This is a genomic window from Lysobacter zhanggongensis (assembly GCF_046638635.1).
GTDB lineage: Bacteria > Pseudomonadota > Gammaproteobacteria > Xanthomonadales > Xanthomonadaceae > Novilysobacter > Novilysobacter luteus.
Map to the genome: position 1 here is coordinate 1 of NZ_JBJXHK010000054.1, position 16,249 is coordinate 16,249.

Annotated in this window: 13 protein-coding genes and 1 tRNA gene; all 14 read left to right on the top strand. The window is 65.9% G+C overall.

Features of this window, described 5'->3' with window-relative positions; genetic code table 11:
• Positions 1-125: EF-Tu C-terminal domain-related protein (locus tag ACKVMH_RS09715; protein WP_459167102.1), on the top strand; the 125-nt coding region annotated here is incomplete at its 5' end.
• A 128-nt stretch (positions 126-253) separates the two neighbouring features.
• Positions 254-329: transfer RNA gene (locus ACKVMH_RS09720), tRNA-Trp, on the top strand.
• Between the two features lie 42 nt (positions 330-371).
• Positions 372-749, top strand: coding sequence for a preprotein translocase subunit SecE (gene secE / locus ACKVMH_RS09725; RefSeq protein ID WP_215218611.1), 378 nt, complete (start codon positions 372-374; stop codon positions 747-749).
• Positions 750-753: 4 nt separating this feature from the next.
• Entirely contained in the window at positions 754-1,356 is a 603-nt protein-coding gene (nusG, locus tag ACKVMH_RS09730; protein WP_215218610.1) for a transcription termination/antitermination protein NusG, read from the top strand.
• 202 nt (positions 1,357-1,558) lie between these two features.
• Positions 1,559-1,987 (top strand): 50S ribosomal protein L11, encoded by a 429-nt coding sequence (rplK, locus tag ACKVMH_RS09735; protein ID WP_412700136.1) that lies wholly within the window; start codon positions 1,559-1,561, stop codon positions 1,985-1,987.
• 4 nt (positions 1,988-1,991) lie between these two features.
• On the top strand, positions 1,992-2,690 hold the full coding sequence (gene rplA, locus ACKVMH_RS09740) for a 50S ribosomal protein L1 (RefSeq protein ID WP_215218608.1): 699 nt from the start codon (positions 1,992-1,994) through the stop codon (positions 2,688-2,690).
• 304 nt (positions 2,691-2,994) lie between these two features.
• Complete coding sequence (rplJ, locus tag ACKVMH_RS09745) at positions 2,995-3,522, top strand: 50S ribosomal protein L10 (protein WP_215218607.1); 528 nt, start codon at positions 2,995-2,997, stop codon at positions 3,520-3,522.
• 73 nt (positions 3,523-3,595) lie between these two features.
• Positions 3,596-3,967, top strand: coding sequence for a 50S ribosomal protein L7/L12 (gene rplL, locus ACKVMH_RS09750; RefSeq protein WP_215218606.1), 372 nt, complete (start codon positions 3,596-3,598; stop codon positions 3,965-3,967).
• A 239-nt stretch (positions 3,968-4,206) separates the two neighbouring features.
• Positions 4,207-8,376 carry a DNA-directed RNA polymerase subunit beta gene (gene rpoB, locus ACKVMH_RS09755; protein ID WP_412700137.1) on the top strand — a complete coding sequence of 1,390 codons (4,170 nt, stop codon included), beginning with the start codon at positions 4,207-4,209 and terminating at the stop codon, positions 8,374-8,376.
• Between the two features lie 91 nt (positions 8,377-8,467).
• Positions 8,468-12,685 carry a DNA-directed RNA polymerase subunit beta' gene (rpoC, locus tag ACKVMH_RS09760; RefSeq protein WP_412700138.1) on the top strand — a complete coding sequence of 1,406 codons (4,218 nt, stop codon included), beginning with the start codon at positions 8,468-8,470 and terminating at the stop codon, positions 12,683-12,685.
• Between the two features lie 267 nt (positions 12,686-12,952).
• Positions 12,953-13,327 (top strand): 30S ribosomal protein S12, encoded by a 375-nt coding sequence (gene rpsL / locus ACKVMH_RS09765; RefSeq protein ID WP_036213440.1) that lies wholly within the window; start codon positions 12,953-12,955, stop codon positions 13,325-13,327.
• Between the two features lie 12 nt (positions 13,328-13,339).
• Positions 13,340-13,807 carry a 30S ribosomal protein S7 gene (gene rpsG, locus ACKVMH_RS09770; RefSeq protein ID WP_036213436.1) on the top strand — a complete coding sequence of 156 codons (468 nt, stop codon included), beginning with the start codon at positions 13,340-13,342 and terminating at the stop codon, positions 13,805-13,807.
• A 146-nt stretch (positions 13,808-13,953) separates the two neighbouring features.
• Complete coding sequence (gene fusA, locus ACKVMH_RS09775; RefSeq protein ID WP_215218603.1) at positions 13,954-16,044, top strand: elongation factor G; 2,091 nt, start codon at positions 13,954-13,956, stop codon at positions 16,042-16,044.
• A 74-nt stretch (positions 16,045-16,118) separates the two neighbouring features.
• On the top strand, positions 16,119-16,249 hold a 131-nt coding region (locus ACKVMH_RS09780; RefSeq protein WP_049472324.1), incomplete at its 3' end, for a GTP-binding protein.

Below are 16,249 nucleotides of genomic sequence, written 5' to 3' on the forward strand. Positions count from 1 at the left end.
GCGACAACGTGAAGATGGTCGTCTCGCTGATCAACCCGATCGCCATGGACGAAGGCCTGCGCTTCGCGATCCGCGAAGGCGGCCGTACCGTCGGCGCCGGCGTGGTCTCCAAGATCATCAAGTAACAAACGAGGTCGACTGCCCGCGGCGCGGGCAGTCGCCAACGCGCGAACGGCGGGCCCAGGATTGATGTCGGATCCGTGGTCCGCCTTCGCCGTCTCAAGGGTCCCGGGGAATCGGGGCGACCAAACATACGCCAGTAGCTCAATTGGCAGAGCAGCGGTCTCCAAAACCGCAGGTTGGGGGTTCGAGTCCCTCCTGGCGTGCCACCTGATGACGCGGTCGCGAAAGCGGATCGTGCGACGAGCCGGATGAACAGCAAGGTCGAACAACCCAGGTCCGCCAGTGCCGGCGATTTCGTCAAGTACGCCCTTGCGGTGCTGCTGGTTGCGGCCGGCGTGTTCGCCTATCTGTGGTTCGAGCAGTGGCCGGGGGCGTTGCGCGCGCTCGCCGTGCTCGGCGGCCTTGTCGCCGGCACGGTGGTCTTCCTGTCCAGCCACAAGGGCGGGCAGGTGCTGGAGTTCCTCTCGGAATCCCGTTTCGAGCTGCGCAAGGTGGTCTGGCCGACGCGCCAGGAAGCCACGCGCACGACGTGGGTCGTCATCCTCGCGGTGATTATCCTGAGCCTGCTGCTCGCCGGCTTCGACGTGGTCATCCAGGCCGCCGTCAAATGGCTGCTGGGACGCTAAGGAGATGACAGACGTGGAAAACGCAGACAACGCCCAGCCCGCCGCCGGCAACCGCCGCTGGTACGTGGTGCACGCCTATTCCGGCTTCGAGAAGTCGGTGGCACAGGCGCTGCGCGACCGCATCGTGCGCGCCGAGATGCAGGACCGCTTCGGCGACGTGCTCGTGCCGACCGAGGAAGTGGTGGAGATGCGCTCCGGCCAGAAGCGCCGTTCCGAGCGAAAGTTCTTCCCGGGTTACGTGCTGGTCCAGATCGCCACCAATGACGAGAACGGCATCCCCCGGATCGACAGCGAGAGCTGGCACCTGATCAAGGAAACCCCGAAGGTCATGGGGTTCATCGGCGGCACCGCCGACCGTCCGCTGCCGATCGCCGACCATGAGGCGGATGCGATCCTGAACCGCGTCCAGGAAGGCGTGGCCAAGCCCAAGCCGAAGGTGTTGTTCGAGCCCGGCGAGATGGTCCGTGTCACCGATGGCCCGTTCAACGACTTTAACGGCGTGGTCGAAGAGATCAACTACGAGAAGAGCCGGTTGCGCGTGGCCGTGCTGATCTTCGGCCGCTCCACCCCGGTCGAACTCGAGTTCGGCCAGGTCGAGAAGGCCTGATCCGGCCGGCGCGCCCGCGCCGAAAAACTAATGTATACTGCCCGGCTGCGCTGTCAGCGCCGGGTGGCCAGAAAGCCGCCACAGCCGTTCGGGTCGCCCCGAGCGGCTGCTTGCGCAAGTGCGACGTGAACGCCGGGACACGTGATTTCCCGGCCCGATGGGGAGCCTGACAACAGGCGCTTGCACCCGGAGAGCAAACCAGATGGCAAAGAAAGTAATCGGCTACATCAAGCTGCAGGTCAAGGCCGGTCAGGCCAATCCGTCGCCGCCGGTGGGTCCCGCCCTCGGCCAGCGCGGCCTGAACATCATGGAGTTCTGCAAGGCGTTCAACGCGGCCACCTCGAAGCTCGAGCCCGGCCTCCCGACGCCGGTGATCATCACCGCGTACTCCGACCGCACCTTCACCTTCATCACCAAGACCACCCCGGCCACCGTGCTGCTCAAGAAGGCGGCCGGCGTCACCTCCGGCTCCAAGCGCCCCAACACCGAGAAGGTGGGCAAGGTCACCCGTGCCCAGCTCGAGGAGATCGCCAAGGCGAAGGAAGCGGACCTGACCGCGGCCGAGCTGGAAGCGGCGGTGCGCACGATTGCGGGTTCCGCCCGCAGCATGGGTCTGACGGTGGAGGGCTGAGAAGATGGCAATGACCAAGCGTGAGAAGGCCATCAAGGCCGCCGTCGTTCCGGGCAAGGCGTACGCCTTCGACGAAGCGATCAAGATCATCAAGACCGCCACCAAGGCCAAGTTCGTCGAGTCCGTCGACGTCGCGGTGCGCCTGGGCGTGGATGCGAAGAAGTCCGACCAGCAGGTGCGCGGCTCGACCGTGCTGCCCGCCGGTACCGGCAAGTCGGTCCGCGTGGCGGTGTTCGCCCCGGCTGGCGCCAAGGCCGACGAGGCCCTGGCCGCGGGTGCCGAGGCCGTTGGCATGGACGACCTGGCCGAGAAGATGCAGGCCGGTGACCTCAACTACGACGTCGTCATCGCGACCCCGGATGCGATGCGCGTGGTCGGCAAGCTCGGCCAGGTGCTCGGTCCGCGTGGCCTGATGCCGAATCCGAAGGTCGGCACCGTGTCGCCGAACCCGGCGGAGGCCGTCAAGGCCGCCAAGGGTGGCCAGGTCCGCTACCGCACCGACAAGGCCGGCATCATCCACTGCACCATCGGCAAGGCCGACTTCGACGATGGCTCGCTGAAGGGCAACCTCGAGGCGCTGCTGATGGACCTGATCAAGGCCAAGCCGGCGACCGCCAAGGGCCAGTACCTGCAGAAGGTCTCCGTCAGCTCGACGATGGGCCCGGGCGTCACCGTCGACCAGTCGACCCTGGTGCTGAAGTAATCAAGAAATTTTGAGGGCATCGCCCGGGCCCCGGTCCGGGCGATAGCCGTCAAAGACCGCAGGTGCGGTCAACGCCTACCGGCGACGGGCACGGAAGCTCGACTTGGCAGGGAATCGCCGTCGGTGGAAACGGGGCTGCTTAATCCTGACCTTCGGGTCGGCCTGCGTAGATGGTGCCTTCTGGAAAATTTTTCTGGAGTGGCCGCCACCGGGACGCCGCAAGGTGTCCCCGATGCCAGGGACCGGCGTCGCCTAGGACCGCCAACGGCAGGAGCCGTAAGCGGAATTCAATTGGAGGAGTGCAATGGCTCTCAATCTGTCCCAGAAGCAAGAAGTAGTCGCCGAGCTGGCAGACATCGCCGCCAAGGCCCACTCCTTGGTCGCAGCCGAGTACGCGGGCACCACGGTCAGTCAGATGACCGCGATGCGCAAGACGGCCCGCGAAACCGGCGTGTACTTGAAGGTTGTCAAGAACACGCTGGCCTCGCGCGCCGTGGTCGGTACCGAGTTCGAGGTCGTCAAGGACGCCCTGACCGGTCCGCTGCTGTACGCGTTCTCGCTGGAGGAACCCGGTGCTGCCGGGCGCCTGATCAAGGAAGCCGCCAAGGGCAACGACAAGTTGCAGGCCCGTCTCGTCGCGGTGGAAGGCAAGTTGCTGCCGGCCGCCCACGTCGACGTGCTGGCATCGCTGCCGACCCGCGAGCAGGCGCTGTCCATGCTGGCCCGCGTCCTGGCCGAGCCGGCCTCGATGTTTGCCCGCGTCGTCAAGGCCGTGGCCGACCAGCAGGGTGGTGGCGAAGCCGCCCCCGCCGAAGCCGCCGCCGAAGCCTGATCCACGCAGGCGACTCTACTAACCGTTTCGCAAGATCACTGATCTCGAACAATATTTTCCAGAGGTAATCAAAATGTCCCTGTCCAACGAGCAGATCGTCGAGGCCGTCGCCGCCAAGTCGCTGATGGAAGTGATGGAGCTGGTGAAGGCCATCGAAGAGAAGTTCGGCGTCACCGCCGCCGCCCCGGTCATGATGGCCGGTGGCGCCGCCGCCGCCGCCGCCCCGGCCGAGGAGCAGACCGAGTTCGACGTCATCCTGAAGGAAGCCGGCGCGAAGAAGGTCGAGGTCATCAAGGCCGTCCGCGCCATCACGGGCCTGGGCCTGAAGGAAGCCAAGGACCTGGCCGAGGCCGGCGGCATGGTGAAGGAAGCCGCTTCGAAGGAAGACGCCGAGAAGTTCAAGAAGGACCTCGAGGCCGCCGGCGCGACCGTCGAGCTGAAGTAAGCCGTACTTGCGTCGCCAGGCGTTATCGGCGACCACCTGAGGCTGGGGGCGTAAGCCCCCGGCCTTTGGCCGTTGTTGCAGTTCCCGTGCGGAACTGGTTCCACCCGAGACGAGCTGTTAGCTGGAAGTAGCGGGAGATGGCGTGCTGGTGCCGGCAATACCAGCGACTTCCAAGTAGCAGCTTACGTATTCCCCCGGGGCCGCGGACGCGCGGCCCGCAAAGACGAGGCGGTAGCACCATGACCACAGCTTCCACGACGAATTATTCGTTCACCGAGAAGAAGCGCTTCCGCAAGGACTTCGGCAAGCGCAAGTCCATCCTCGAAGTGCCCTTCCTGCTCGCCATCCAAGTCGACTCGTACCGCGCGTTCCTGCAGGAGCACACCGATCCCGCCAAGCGCGAGGACCGTGGCCTGCACGCCGCGCTCAAGTCGGTGTTCCCGATTTCGAGCTACAGCGGCAACGCCGCGCTGGAGTACGTGGGCTACAAGCTGGGCGAACCCGCGTTCGACGAGCGCGAGTGCCGTACCCGTGGCATGAGCTACGGCGCACCGCTGCGCGTCACCGTGCGCCTGGTGATCTACGACCGCGAGTCGTCGACCAAGGCCATCAAGTACGTGAAGGAGCAGGAGGTCTACATGGGCGAGATCCCGCTCATGACCGAGAACGGCACCTTCATCGTCAATGGCACCGAGCGCGTCATCGTCTCGCAGCTGCATCGCAGCCCGGGCGTGTTCTTCGACCACGACCGCGGCAAGACCCACAGCTCGGGCAAGCTGCTGTACAGCGCCCGCATCATCCCGTACCGCGGCTCGTGGCTGGACTTCGAGTTCGACCCGAAGGACGCGCTGTTCACCCGTATCGACCGTCGCCGCAAGCTGCCGGTGACCGTGCTGCTGCGCGCGCTGGGCTACAACAACGAAGAGATGCTGGCCGAGTTCTTCGAGGTCAACACCTTCCACATCGACCCGAAGGAAGGCGTGCAGCTGGAGCTGGTGCCCGAGCGCCTGCGCGGCGAGACCCTGGACTTCGACCTGGCCGATGGCGACAAGGTCATCGTCGAGGCCGGCCGCCGCATCACTGCGCGCCACGTCAAGCAGCTCGAGGCCTCCGGCATCGAAGCGCTGGCCGTGCCCGACGCCTACCTGGTCGGCCGCATCCTGTCGCACGACGTGGTCGACGCGGGCACCGGCGAGCTGATCGCGAACGCCAACGACGAGATCACCGAGGAGCAGCTCGAGGCCCTGCGCAAGGCAGGCATCGAGACCGTCGGCACCATCTGGGTCAATGACCTGGACCGTGGTCCGTTCATCTCCAACACCCTGCGCATCGACCCGAGCAAGACCCAGCTCGAGGCGCTGGTCGAGATCTACCGGATGATGCGTCCGGGCGAGCCGCCGACCAAGGACGCCGCGCAGAACCTGTTCCACAACCTGTTCTTCACCTTCGACCGCTACGACCTGTCGGCCGTCGGCCGGATGAAGTTCAACCGCCGCATCGGCCGCAAGGAAACCACCGGCGCTTCGGTGCTATACGACGCCAAGTACTACGGCGAGCGCAAGGACGAGGAGTCCAAGCGTCTGGCCGCCGAGTGCGGCGAGGGTTCCGACATCCTCGACGTGATCAAGGTCCTGACCGAGATCCGCAACGGCCGTGGCGTGGTGGACGACATCGACCACCTCGGCAACCGCCGCGTGCGTTCGGTCGGCGAAATGGCCGAGAACACCTTCCGCGTCGGCCTGGTCCGCGTGGAGCGCGCGGTCAAGGAGCGCCTGTCGATGGCCGAGTCCGAAGGCCTGACCCCGCAGGAGCTGATCAACGCCAAGCCGGTGGCCGCCGCGATCAAGGAGTTCTTCGGCTCCTCGCAGCTGTCCCAGTTCATGGACCAGAACAACCCGCTCTCGGAAGTGACCCACAAGCGTCGCGTCTCGGCCCTCGGCCCGGGTGGCCTGACCCGTGAGCGCGCCGGCTTCGAAGTGCGCGACGTGCACCCGACCCACTACGGCCGCGTCTGCACCATCGAAACGCCTGAAGGCCCGAACATCGGCCTGATCAACTCCCTGGCCGTGTTCGCCCGCACCAACAGTTACGGCTTCCTCGAGACGCCGTACCGGAAGGTGGTGGACGGCAAGGTCACCGACGACGTCGAGTACCTGTCGGCGATCGAGGAGAACGAGTACGTCATCGCCCAGGCCAACGCGACCCAGGACGAGAAGGGCAAGCTGTCGGCCCAGTTCGTCGCCTGCCGCTACCAGGGTGAGAACCTGCTCAAGCCGCCGAGCGAAATCCACTTCATGGACGTCTCGCCGATGCAGACCGTGTCGGTGGCCGCCGCGCTGGTGCCGTTCCTCGAGCACGATGACGCCAACCGTGCGCTGATGGGCGCCAACATGCAGCGCCAGGCCGTACCGACGCTGCGTGCGCAGAAGCCGCTGGTCGGCACCGGCATCGAGCGTGCCGTTGCGCGCGACTCCGGCGTGACCGTCAACGCCCGACGTGGCGGCGTGATCGAGCAGATCGACGCAGGCCGCATCGTGGTCAAGGCCAACGAGGACGAGATCTCCGGCGAGACCGATGCCGGCGTCGACATCTACAACCTGATCAAGTACACCCGCTCCAACCAGAACACCTGCATCAACCAGCGCCCGCTGGTGAATGTCGGTGACGTGGTCGCGCGCGGCGACGTGCTGGCCGACGGTCCCTCGACCGACATCGGCGAGCTCGCGCTGGGCCAGAACATGCTGGTCGCGTTCATGCCGTGGAACGGCTACAACTTCGAGGACTCCATCCTCCTGTCCGAGCGCGTGGTCCAGGAAGACCGCTACACCACGATCCACATCGAGGAGCTGACCGCGGTCGCCCGCGACACCAAGCTCGGGCCGGAGGAAATCTCCGCCGACATCCCGAACGTCTCCGAGCAGGCCCTCAACCGCCTCGACGAGTCGGGCGTGGTGTACATCGGTGCCGAGGTCCGGGCCGGCGACATCCTGGTCGGCAAGGTCACGCCGAAGGGTGAGAGCCAGCTGACCCCGGAAGAGAAGCTGCTGCGCGCGATCTTCGGTGAGAAGGCGTCCGACGTTAAGGACAGCTCGCTGCGCGTGCCGCCGGGCATGGACGGCACCGTCATCGACGTGCAGGTCTTCACCCGCGACGGAATCGAGCAGGACAAGCGCGCCAAGCAGATCGAGGAGTCCGAGGTCCGCCGCGTCAAGAAGGACTTCGACGACCAGTTCCGCATCCTCGAGGCGGCGATCTACGACCGCCTGCGCAGCCAGCTGATCGGCAAGACCGCCAATGGCGGTGCCGGCCTCAAGAAGGGCGAAACCGTCACTTCGCTGGTGCTCGATGGCCTGAGCCGGAAGGACTGGTTCAGCCTGCGCATGAAGGACGAGGAAGCGGTCGAGGCGATCGAGCGCGCGCAGAAGCAGATCGCCGCGCACGAGCAGGAGTTCGAGCGCCGGTTCGCCGACAAGCGCGGCAAGATCACCCAGGGTGACGACCTCGCCCCGGGCGTCCTCAAGATGGTCAAGGTGTTCCTCGCCGTTAAGCGCCGCATCCAGCCGGGCGACAAGATGGCCGGCCGCCACGGCAACAAGGGTGTCGTGTCGACCATCGTGCCGGTGCAGGACATGCCGTACATGGCGGACGGCCAGACCGTCGACATCGTCCTCAACCCGCTGGGCGTGCCGTCGCGTATGAACATCGGGCAGATCCTCGAGGTCCACCTGGGCTGGGCCGCCAAGGGCCTGGGCCAGAAGATCCAGCGGATGCTCGAGGCGCAGGCCAAGGTGGCCGAGCTGCGCAAGTTCCTCGACGAGATCTACAACCACGACCACAAGCTGCAGGGCGAGCGCGTCGACCTCAAGCAGTTCAGCGACAAGGAACTGCTGACCCTCGCGCAGAACCTCACCGACGGCGTGCCGATGGCCACTCCGGTGTTCGACGGCGCGGCGGAGTCCGAGCTCAAGGCGATGCTGCGCCTGGCCGACCTGCCCGAGAGCGGCCAGACCGTGCTGCACGACGGTCGTACCGGCGAGGCGTTCGAGCGCGAGGTGACGGTCGGCTACATGCACATGCTGAAGCTGAACCACCTGGTCGACGACAAGATGCACGCGCGTTCGACCGGTCCGTACTCGCTCGTCACCCAGCAGCCGCTGGGCGGCAAGGCGCAGTTCGGCGGCCAGCGTTTCGGCGAAATGGAAGTCTGGGCGCTGGAAGCCTACGGCGCGGCCTACACCCTGCAGGAAATGCTGACGGTGAAGTCCGACGACGTGCAGGGCCGCAACCAGATGTACAAGAACATCGTCGACGGCGAGTACGAGATGGTCGCCGGCATGCCGGAGTCCTTCAACGTACTGGTGAAGGAGATCCGCTCGCTCGCGATCAACATGGAGCTGGAAGAGACCTGAGCCGGGCCGGGGAGCGCCGCGTGACGCGCGCTCCCCGATCCCTTGGTGACCGACAGCCCTTCGACGATTTACTCCTCTGCGGAGACAGAAAATGAAAGACCTGCTCAACCTGTTCAACCAGCAGCGTCCCGCGCTCGACTTCGACGCGATCAAGATCGCGCTCGCGTCGCCGGACCTGATCCGTTCGTGGTCCTTCGGCGAAGTCAAGAAGCCGGAGACCATCAACTACCGCACGTTCAAGCCCGAGCGCGATGGCCTGTTCTGCGCGGCCATCTTCGGTCCGATCAAGGACTACGAGTGCCTGTGCGGCAAGTACAAGCGCATGAAGCACCGCGGCGTGGTCTGCGAGAAGTGCGGCACCGAGGTCACCCTGGCCAAGGTGCGTCGCGAGCGCATGGGCCACATCGACCTGGCCTCGCCGGTTGCGCACATCTGGTTCCTCAAGTCGCTGCCCTCGCGCATCGGCCTGATGCTGGACATGACCCTGCGCGACATTGAGCGCATCCTGTACTTCGAGGCGTTCGTCGTCACCGAGCCGGGCCTGACCCCGTTCGAGCGCGGCCAACTGCTCAATGAAGAGCAGTACATGCAGGCGCGCCAGGAGCATGGCGACGACTTCGAGGCCGCGATGGGCGCCGAGGCGGTCTACGACCTGCTGCGCACGATCGACCTGCAGTCCGAGATGGTGCAGCTGAAGGAAGACATCGCCGCGACCGGTTCGGAAACCAAGCTCAAGCGACTGACCAAGCGGATCAAGCTGGTCGAGGCGTTCATCGAGTCCGGCAACCGCCCGGAGTGGATGATCATGACGGTGCTGCCGGTGCTGCCGCCGGACCTGCGTCCGCTGGTGCCGCTGGACGGTGGACGCTTCGCGACCTCCGACCTCAACGACCTGTACCGCCGCGTCATCAACCGCAACAACCGCCTGCGCCGCCTGCTGGAGCTCAACGCGCCCGACATCATCGTGCGCAACGAGAAGCGCATGCTGCAGGAGTCGGTCGACGCGCTGATGGACAACGGCCGCCGCGGCCGCGCCATCACCGGCACCAACAAGCGTCCTCTCAAGTCGCTGGCCGACATGATCAAGGGCAAGCAGGGCCGGTTCCGCCAGAACCTGCTCGGCAAGCGCGTGGACTACTCGGGCCGTTCGGTCATCGTGGTCGGCCCGTACCTCAAGCTGCACCAGTGCGGCCTGCCCAAGAAGATGGCGCTCGAACTGTTCAAGCCGTTCATCTTCGCCAAGCTGCAGCGCCGTGGCCTGGCCACCACGATCAAGGCCGCCAAGAAGCTGGTCGAGCGTGAAGAGGCCGAGGTGTGGGACATCCTCGAAGAGGTGATCCGCGAGCACCCGGTGCTGCTCAACCGCGCCCCGACCCTGCATCGCCTCGGCATCCAGGCGTTCGAGCCGGTGCTGATCGAGGGCAAGGCGATCCAGTTGCACCCGCTGGTCTGCACCGCGTTCAACGCCGACTTCGACGGTGACCAGATGGCCGTCCACGTGCCGCTCTCGCTGGAAGCCCAGCTGGAAGCGCGCGCGCTGATGATGGCGTCCAACAACATCCTGTCGCCGGCCAACGGCGAGCCGATCATCGTGCCGTCGCAGGACGTCGTGCTGGGCCTGTACTACATGACCCGCGCGCTGGAGAACAAGGCGGGCGAGGGCATGGCGTTCGCCAACGTCGCCGAGGTCAAGCGCGCCTATGACAACCGCGTCGTGCAGCTGCACGCCAAGGTCAAGGTGCGCATCACCGAGACGGTGCGCAACGAGGACGGCACCAGCGAGGAGAAGACCTCGATCGTCGACACGACGGTCGGGCGCGCGCTGCTGCGCGAGATCCTGCCTGACGGCCTGCCGTTCGCGCTGGCCAATGTCGAGCTGACCAAGAAGAACATCAGCCGCCTGATCAACTCCTCCTACCGCATGCTCGGCCTGAAGGACACGGTCGTGTTCGCCGACCAGCTGATGTACACCGGCTTCGCCTACGCGACGCGTGCCGGTGTCTCGATCGGCATCGACGACATGACCATCCCGGACGAGAAGAAGGGCATCCTCGCCGAGGCCGAGGCCGAGGTGCTGGAGATCCAGGAGCAGTACCAGTCCGGCCTGGTCACCGCCGGGGAGCGCTACAACAAGGTGGTCGACATCTGGTCGCGCACCAACGAGCGCGTGGCCAAGGCGATGATGGACGCGATCGGCACCGAGACGGTGACCAATGCCGAGGGCAAGCAGGTCGCGCAGAAGTCGATGAACTCGGTCTACATCATGGCCGACTCCGGCGCGCGTGGTTCGCAGGCGCAGATCCGCCAGCTGGCCGGCATGCGTGGCCTGATGGCCAAGCCGGACGGCTCGATCATCGAGACCCCGATCACCTCGAACTTCCGCGAAGGCCTTAACGTCCAGCAGTACTTCATCTCGACCCACGGTGCGCGAAAGGGCTTGGCCGATACGGCGCTCAAGACCGCCAACTCCGGTTACCTGACCCGTCGCCTGGTCGACGTGGCGCAGGACGTGGTGATCACCGAGACCGACTGCGGCACGATGGACGGGCTCACCATGACCCCGATCGTCGAAGGCGGCGACGTGGTCGAACCGCTGCGCGACCGCGTGCTGGGCCGCATCGTGGCCGAGGACGTGTTCCTGCCGGGCAACGACGAGGACCCGATCGTCACCCGCAACACCCTGCTCGACGAGCAGTGGGTGGTGCGCCTCGAGGACGCCGGCGTGCAGTCCATCAAGGTCCGCTCGACCATTACCTGCGAGTCGTCGTTCGGCGTCTGCGCCCACTGCTACGGGCGTGACCTGGGCCGCGGCCACATCGTCAACCTCGGCGAGGCGGTCGGCGTGGTTGCCGCGCAGTCGATCGGCGAGCCGGGCACCCAGCTGACCATGCGTACCTTCCACATCGGTGGCGCGGCGTCGCGTGCGGCGGCCATCGACAACGTGACGGTCAAGACCACCGGTTCGATCAAGTTCAACAACCTCAAGCACGTCGAGCACACCAACGGCCACTTCGTCGCGGTGTCGCGCTCGGGCGAGCTGTCGGTGCTGGACGCGCACGGCCGCGAGCGCGAGCGTTACAAGCTGCCGTACGGTGCGACCGTCGCGGTCAAGGACGGCGCGGAGATCAAGGCCGGCCAGCAGGTCGCCAACTGGGATCCGCACAACCACCCGATCGTCTCGGAAGTCGCCGGTTTCATCCGCTTCATCGACTTCGTCGAGGGCGTGACCGTGATCGAGAAGACCGACGAGCTGACCGGCCTGGCCTCGCGCGAGATCACCGATCCCAAGCGTCGCGGTTCGGCCGCCAAGGACCTGCGTCCGATCGTCCGCATCGTCGACAAGAACGGCAACGACCTGAACATCCCGGGCACCGACCTGCCGGCGCAGTACCAGCTGCCGCCGCGCTCGGTCGTCAACCTGCAGGACGGCGCCGCGGTCGGCGTGGGTGACGTGGTCGCCAAGATCCCGCAGGAAGCGTCCAAGACCCGCGACATCACCGGTGGTCTGCCGCGCGTGGCCGACCTGTTCGAGGCGCGCAAGCCGAAGGATCCCGCGATCCTGGCCGAGCGCTCGGGCATCGTCAGCTTCGGCAAGGACACCAAGGGCAAGCAGCGCCTGATCATCAAGGACGCCGACGGCAACGAGCACGAGGAGCTGATCCCCAAGTACCGCCAGATCATCGTGTTCGAAGGCGAGCACGTGGAGAAGGGCGAGACCGTGGTGGACGGCGAGCCGAGCCCGCAGGACATCCTGCGCCTGCTCGGCGTGGAGCCGCTGGCGGTCTACCTCACCAAGGAGATCCAGGACGTCTACCGCCTGCAGGGCGTGAAGATCAACGACAAGCACATCGAGGTGATCGTTCGCCAGATGCTGCGCAAGGTCGAGATCACCGACCAGGGCGACAGCAAGTTCCTGCATGGCGAGCAGGTCGAGCGCCAGCGTTACGTCGAGGAAGCCGCGCGCGTGGCCGGCCGCAACGAGATCGTGCCGCAGTACGATCCGGTGCTGCTGGGCATCACCAAGGCCTCGCTGGCGACCGAGTCGTTCATCTCGGCGGCATCGTTCCAGGAGACCACCCGCGTCCTCACCGAGGCCGCCGTGCGCGGTACCCGTGACGGCCTGCGTGGCCTCAAGGAGAACGTCATCGTCGGCCGCCTGATCCCGGCCGGTACCGGCCTGGCGTACCATACGCAGCGCCGCAAGAACGCCTCGGGGCTGACCGATTCGGAGATGGAGGCGCTGTCGGCGCCGGTCACCGCCGAAACGGCCGACGCCGCCGATGCGGGCGAGGAATCCAGCGCCACGTAACCGTGGCGTCCGCGGCCCGTACACCGGGCCGCCCAGATCACCAAATGAGGCGCACGGAGCGCCTCGTGTTGGGCCCACGGATGGGCGGGAACCAATGGAAGCGGGGGGCGCTCGGCGCTCCCTGCAATCCGTAACCTGGCTCGCGTTGACGGAGACGTCTGGCGCGGGCTATACTTTTCCGTCTCGGTCGGCCGGGTGCATTCGGCTTGCCGTTCGTTTTCAACAGGGTCCGCACTCCGCGCGGGCCTTCTCCTCAGAAGAGTTCAGATGGCGACGATCAATCAGCTGGTCCGCAAACCGCGGCAGGCGGCCACGTACAAGAGCGCCTCGCCGGCGCTGGAGAACTGCCCGCAGCGCCGGGGTGTTTGCACCCGTGTCTACACCACCACCCCGAAGAAGCCGAACTCGGCGATGCGCAAGGTGGCCAAGGTTCGCCTGACCAACGGTTACGAGGTCATCTCGTACATCGGTGGTGAGGGTCACAACCTGCAGGAGCACTCGGTGGTGTTGATCCGCGGCGGTCGCGTCAAGGACCTGCCGGGCGTCCGTTACCACACCGTTCGCGGTTCGCTCGACGCCGCCGGTGTCGCCAAGCGTCGCCAGCGTCGCTCCAAGTACGGCGCCAAGCGCCCGAAGTCCTAAGGAATCCGCAACATGTCGCGTAAAGGCTCCACCCCGCAGCGTTCGGTCCTGCCTGATCCCAAGCACGGCAGCGAGACCATCGCGCGCTTCATCAACATGGTCATGTACAGCGGCAAGAAGTCGGTCGCCGAGAAGATCGTCTACGGCGCGATGGACGTGATCGGGGAGAAGAACCCCAATCCGCTCGAGGTTGTCGAGAAGGCGCTGAGCAACATCTCCCCGGCGGTCGAGGTCAAGTCGCGCCGCGTTGGTGGCTCCACCTACCAGGTGCCGGTCGAAGTGCGCGCCTCGCGCCGCATGGCGCTGGCGATGCGCTGGCTGATCGAGTCCGCCCGCAAGCGCGGCGAGAACAGCATGCCGCGCAAGCTTGCCGCCGAACTGATCGATGCCTCGGAAAGCCGTGGCGGCGCGATCAAGAAGCGCGAAGAGACCCACCGCATGGCGGAAGCGAACAAGGCGTTCGCGCACTACCGCTGGTGATCCGAGACGTCCCGGCCCAGACGCGCCGGGACCCTCACGCAGCGCAATAGCCGCGCTGCCGCGGCGGCCCCGGCCGCCACGCGAACCGGAGGCCGCCGTCAGGCGGCGTCCGGCCATTTGGAAACCATAAAATACGAGAGGGTCCCGTGGCTCGCACCACTCCCATCGAGCGTTACCGCAACTTCGGCATCATGGCCCACATCGATGCCGGCAAGACCACCACGTCCGAACGCATCCTGTTCTACACCGGTGTCAGCCACAAGATCGGCGAGGTGCATGACGGCGCCGCGACGATGGACTGGATGGAGCAGGAGCAGGAGCGCGGCATCACCATCCAGTCGGCGGCCACCACGGCGTTCTGGAAGGGGATGGACAAGACCCTGCCCGAGCACCGCTTCAACATCATCGACACCCCCGGGCACGTCGACTTCACCATCGAGGTGGAGCGTTCGCTGCGCGTGCTCGACGGTGCGGTGTTCGTGCTGTGTGCGGTCGGTGGCGTGCAGCCGCAGTCCGAGACCGTCTGGCGCCAGGCCAACAAGTACGAAGTCCCGCGCCTCGCGTTCGTCAACAAGATGGACCGCACGGGCGCCAACTTCGACAAGGTCGTCGGCCAGCTGAAGTCGCGCCTGGGTGCCTACCCGGTGCCGATGCAGGTGCCGGTCGGTGCCGAGGACGGCTTCGACGGCGTGATCGACCTGCTCAAGATGAAGCGCATCCACTGGGACACCGCGTCCCAGGGCACCGTGTTCGAGTACGGCGAGATCCCGGCCGAGCTGGCAGACAAGGCCACCGAGGCGCGTGCGTTCATGGTCGAGGCCGCCGCCGAGGCGTCCGAAGAGCTGATGGACAAGTACCTCAACGACGGTGAGCTGTCGGAGGCCGAGATCATCGCCGGCCTGCGCGCGCGCACCCTGAAGACCGAGATCGTCCCGGTGTTCTGCGGTACCGCGTTCAAGAACAAGGGCGTGCAGGCCATGCTCGACGGCGTCATCCAGCTGCTGCCGTCGCCGGTCGACGTGCCGGCCGTGCAGGGCGTCGACGAGGACGAGAAGGAAGTCACCCGCAAGGCCTCGGACGAGGAGAAGTTCTCGGCCCTGGCGTTCAAGATCATGACCGACCCGTTCGTCGGCTCGCTGACCTTCTTCCGCGTGTACTCGGGCGTGCTGAACTCCGGTGACCAGGTGTACAACCCGGTCAAGATGAAGAAGGAGCGCGTCGGCCGTCTGCTGCAGATGCACTCCAACGATCGCCAGGAGATCAAGGAAGTCCGCGCAGGCGACATCGCCGCGGCCGTCGGCCTGAAGGACGTCACCACCGGTGACACCCTGTGCGCGCAGGACGCTGTGATCACCCTCGAGCGGATGGTCTTCCCGGAGCCGGTCATCTCGATGGCGGTGGAGCCCAAGACCAAGTCGGACCAGGAAAAGATGGGCATCGCCCTCGGCCGCCTGGCGCAGGAGGACCCGTCCTTCCGCGTGCGTACCGACGAGGAGTCGGGCCAGACCATCATCGCCGGCATGGGCGAGCTGCACCTGGACATCATCGTTGACCGCATGAAGCGCGAGTTCAACGTCGAGGCCAACGTCGGCAAGCCGCAGGTGGCCTACCGCGAGACCATCCGCAAGCAGGTCAAGGTCGAAGGCAAGTTCGTCCGCCAGTCGGGCGGCAAGGGCCAGTTCGGCCACGTGTGGATCGAAATGATCCCGCAGGAGCCGGGCGCGGGCTACGAGTTCGAGAACGCAATCGTCGGTGGCGTCGTGCCGAAGGAATACATCCCGGCCGTCGACAAGGGTATCCAGGAAGCCGTGGCCAACGGCGTGCTTGCCGGTTACCCGGTTGTCGACGTCAAGATCCGCCTCGTCGATGGTTCGTACCACGAGGTCGACTCGTCCGAAATGGCGTTCAAGATCGCCGGCTCCATGGCGTTCAAGGAAGGCTTCAACAAGGCCAACCCGTGCCTGCTCGAGCCGATGATGAAGGTCGAGATCGTCACCCCCGAGGATTACCTCGGCGACGTGATGGGCGACGTGAGCCGTCGCCGGGGCATCCTGCAGGGCCAGGACGACAGCCCGTCGGGCAAGATCATCAACGCGATGATCCCGCTGGGCGAGATGTTCGGTTACGCGACCACGCTGCGCTCGATGTCGCAGGGCCGCGCGACCTACTCGATGGAGTTCGACCACTACGCCGAGGCGCCGACCAACATCGCCGAAGCAGTGGTCAAGAAGAACTGATGTACGGATCCGGCGCCGGGTGGCGCCGGATCTTCCCCCGACAAGATCAACACATAGTTCAGAGGTAAGCAGTCATGGCGAAGGGTAAGTTCGAGCGCACCAAGCCGCACGTCAACGTCGGCACGATCGGTCACGTCGACCACGGCAAGACCACGCTGACCGCAGCGCTGACCAAGATCGGCGCGGAGCGTTTCGGTGGTGAGTT

Coding starts and splice junctions, on each gene's coding strand:
- secE (WP_215218611.1), top strand. CDS start 372: ATGAACAGCAAGGTCGAACAACCCAGGTCCGCCAGTGCCGGCGATTTC.
- nusG (WP_215218610.1), top strand. CDS start 754: ATGACAGACGTGGAAAACGCAGACAACGCCCAGCCCGCCGCCGGCAAC.
- rplK (WP_412700136.1), top strand. CDS start 1,559: ATGGCAAAGAAAGTAATCGGCTACATCAAGCTGCAGGTCAAGGCCGGT.
- rplA (WP_215218608.1), top strand. CDS start 1,992: ATGGCAATGACCAAGCGTGAGAAGGCCATCAAGGCCGCCGTCGTTCCG.
- rplJ (WP_215218607.1), top strand. CDS start 2,995: ATGGCTCTCAATCTGTCCCAGAAGCAAGAAGTAGTCGCCGAGCTGGCA.
- rplL (WP_215218606.1), top strand. CDS start 3,596: ATGTCCCTGTCCAACGAGCAGATCGTCGAGGCCGTCGCCGCCAAGTCG.
- rpoB (WP_412700137.1), top strand. CDS start 4,207: ATGACCACAGCTTCCACGACGAATTATTCGTTCACCGAGAAGAAGCGC.
- rpoC (WP_412700138.1), top strand. CDS start 8,468: ATGAAAGACCTGCTCAACCTGTTCAACCAGCAGCGTCCCGCGCTCGAC.
- rpsL (WP_036213440.1), top strand. CDS start 12,953: ATGGCGACGATCAATCAGCTGGTCCGCAAACCGCGGCAGGCGGCCACG.
- rpsG (WP_036213436.1), top strand. CDS start 13,340: ATGTCGCGTAAAGGCTCCACCCCGCAGCGTTCGGTCCTGCCTGATCCC.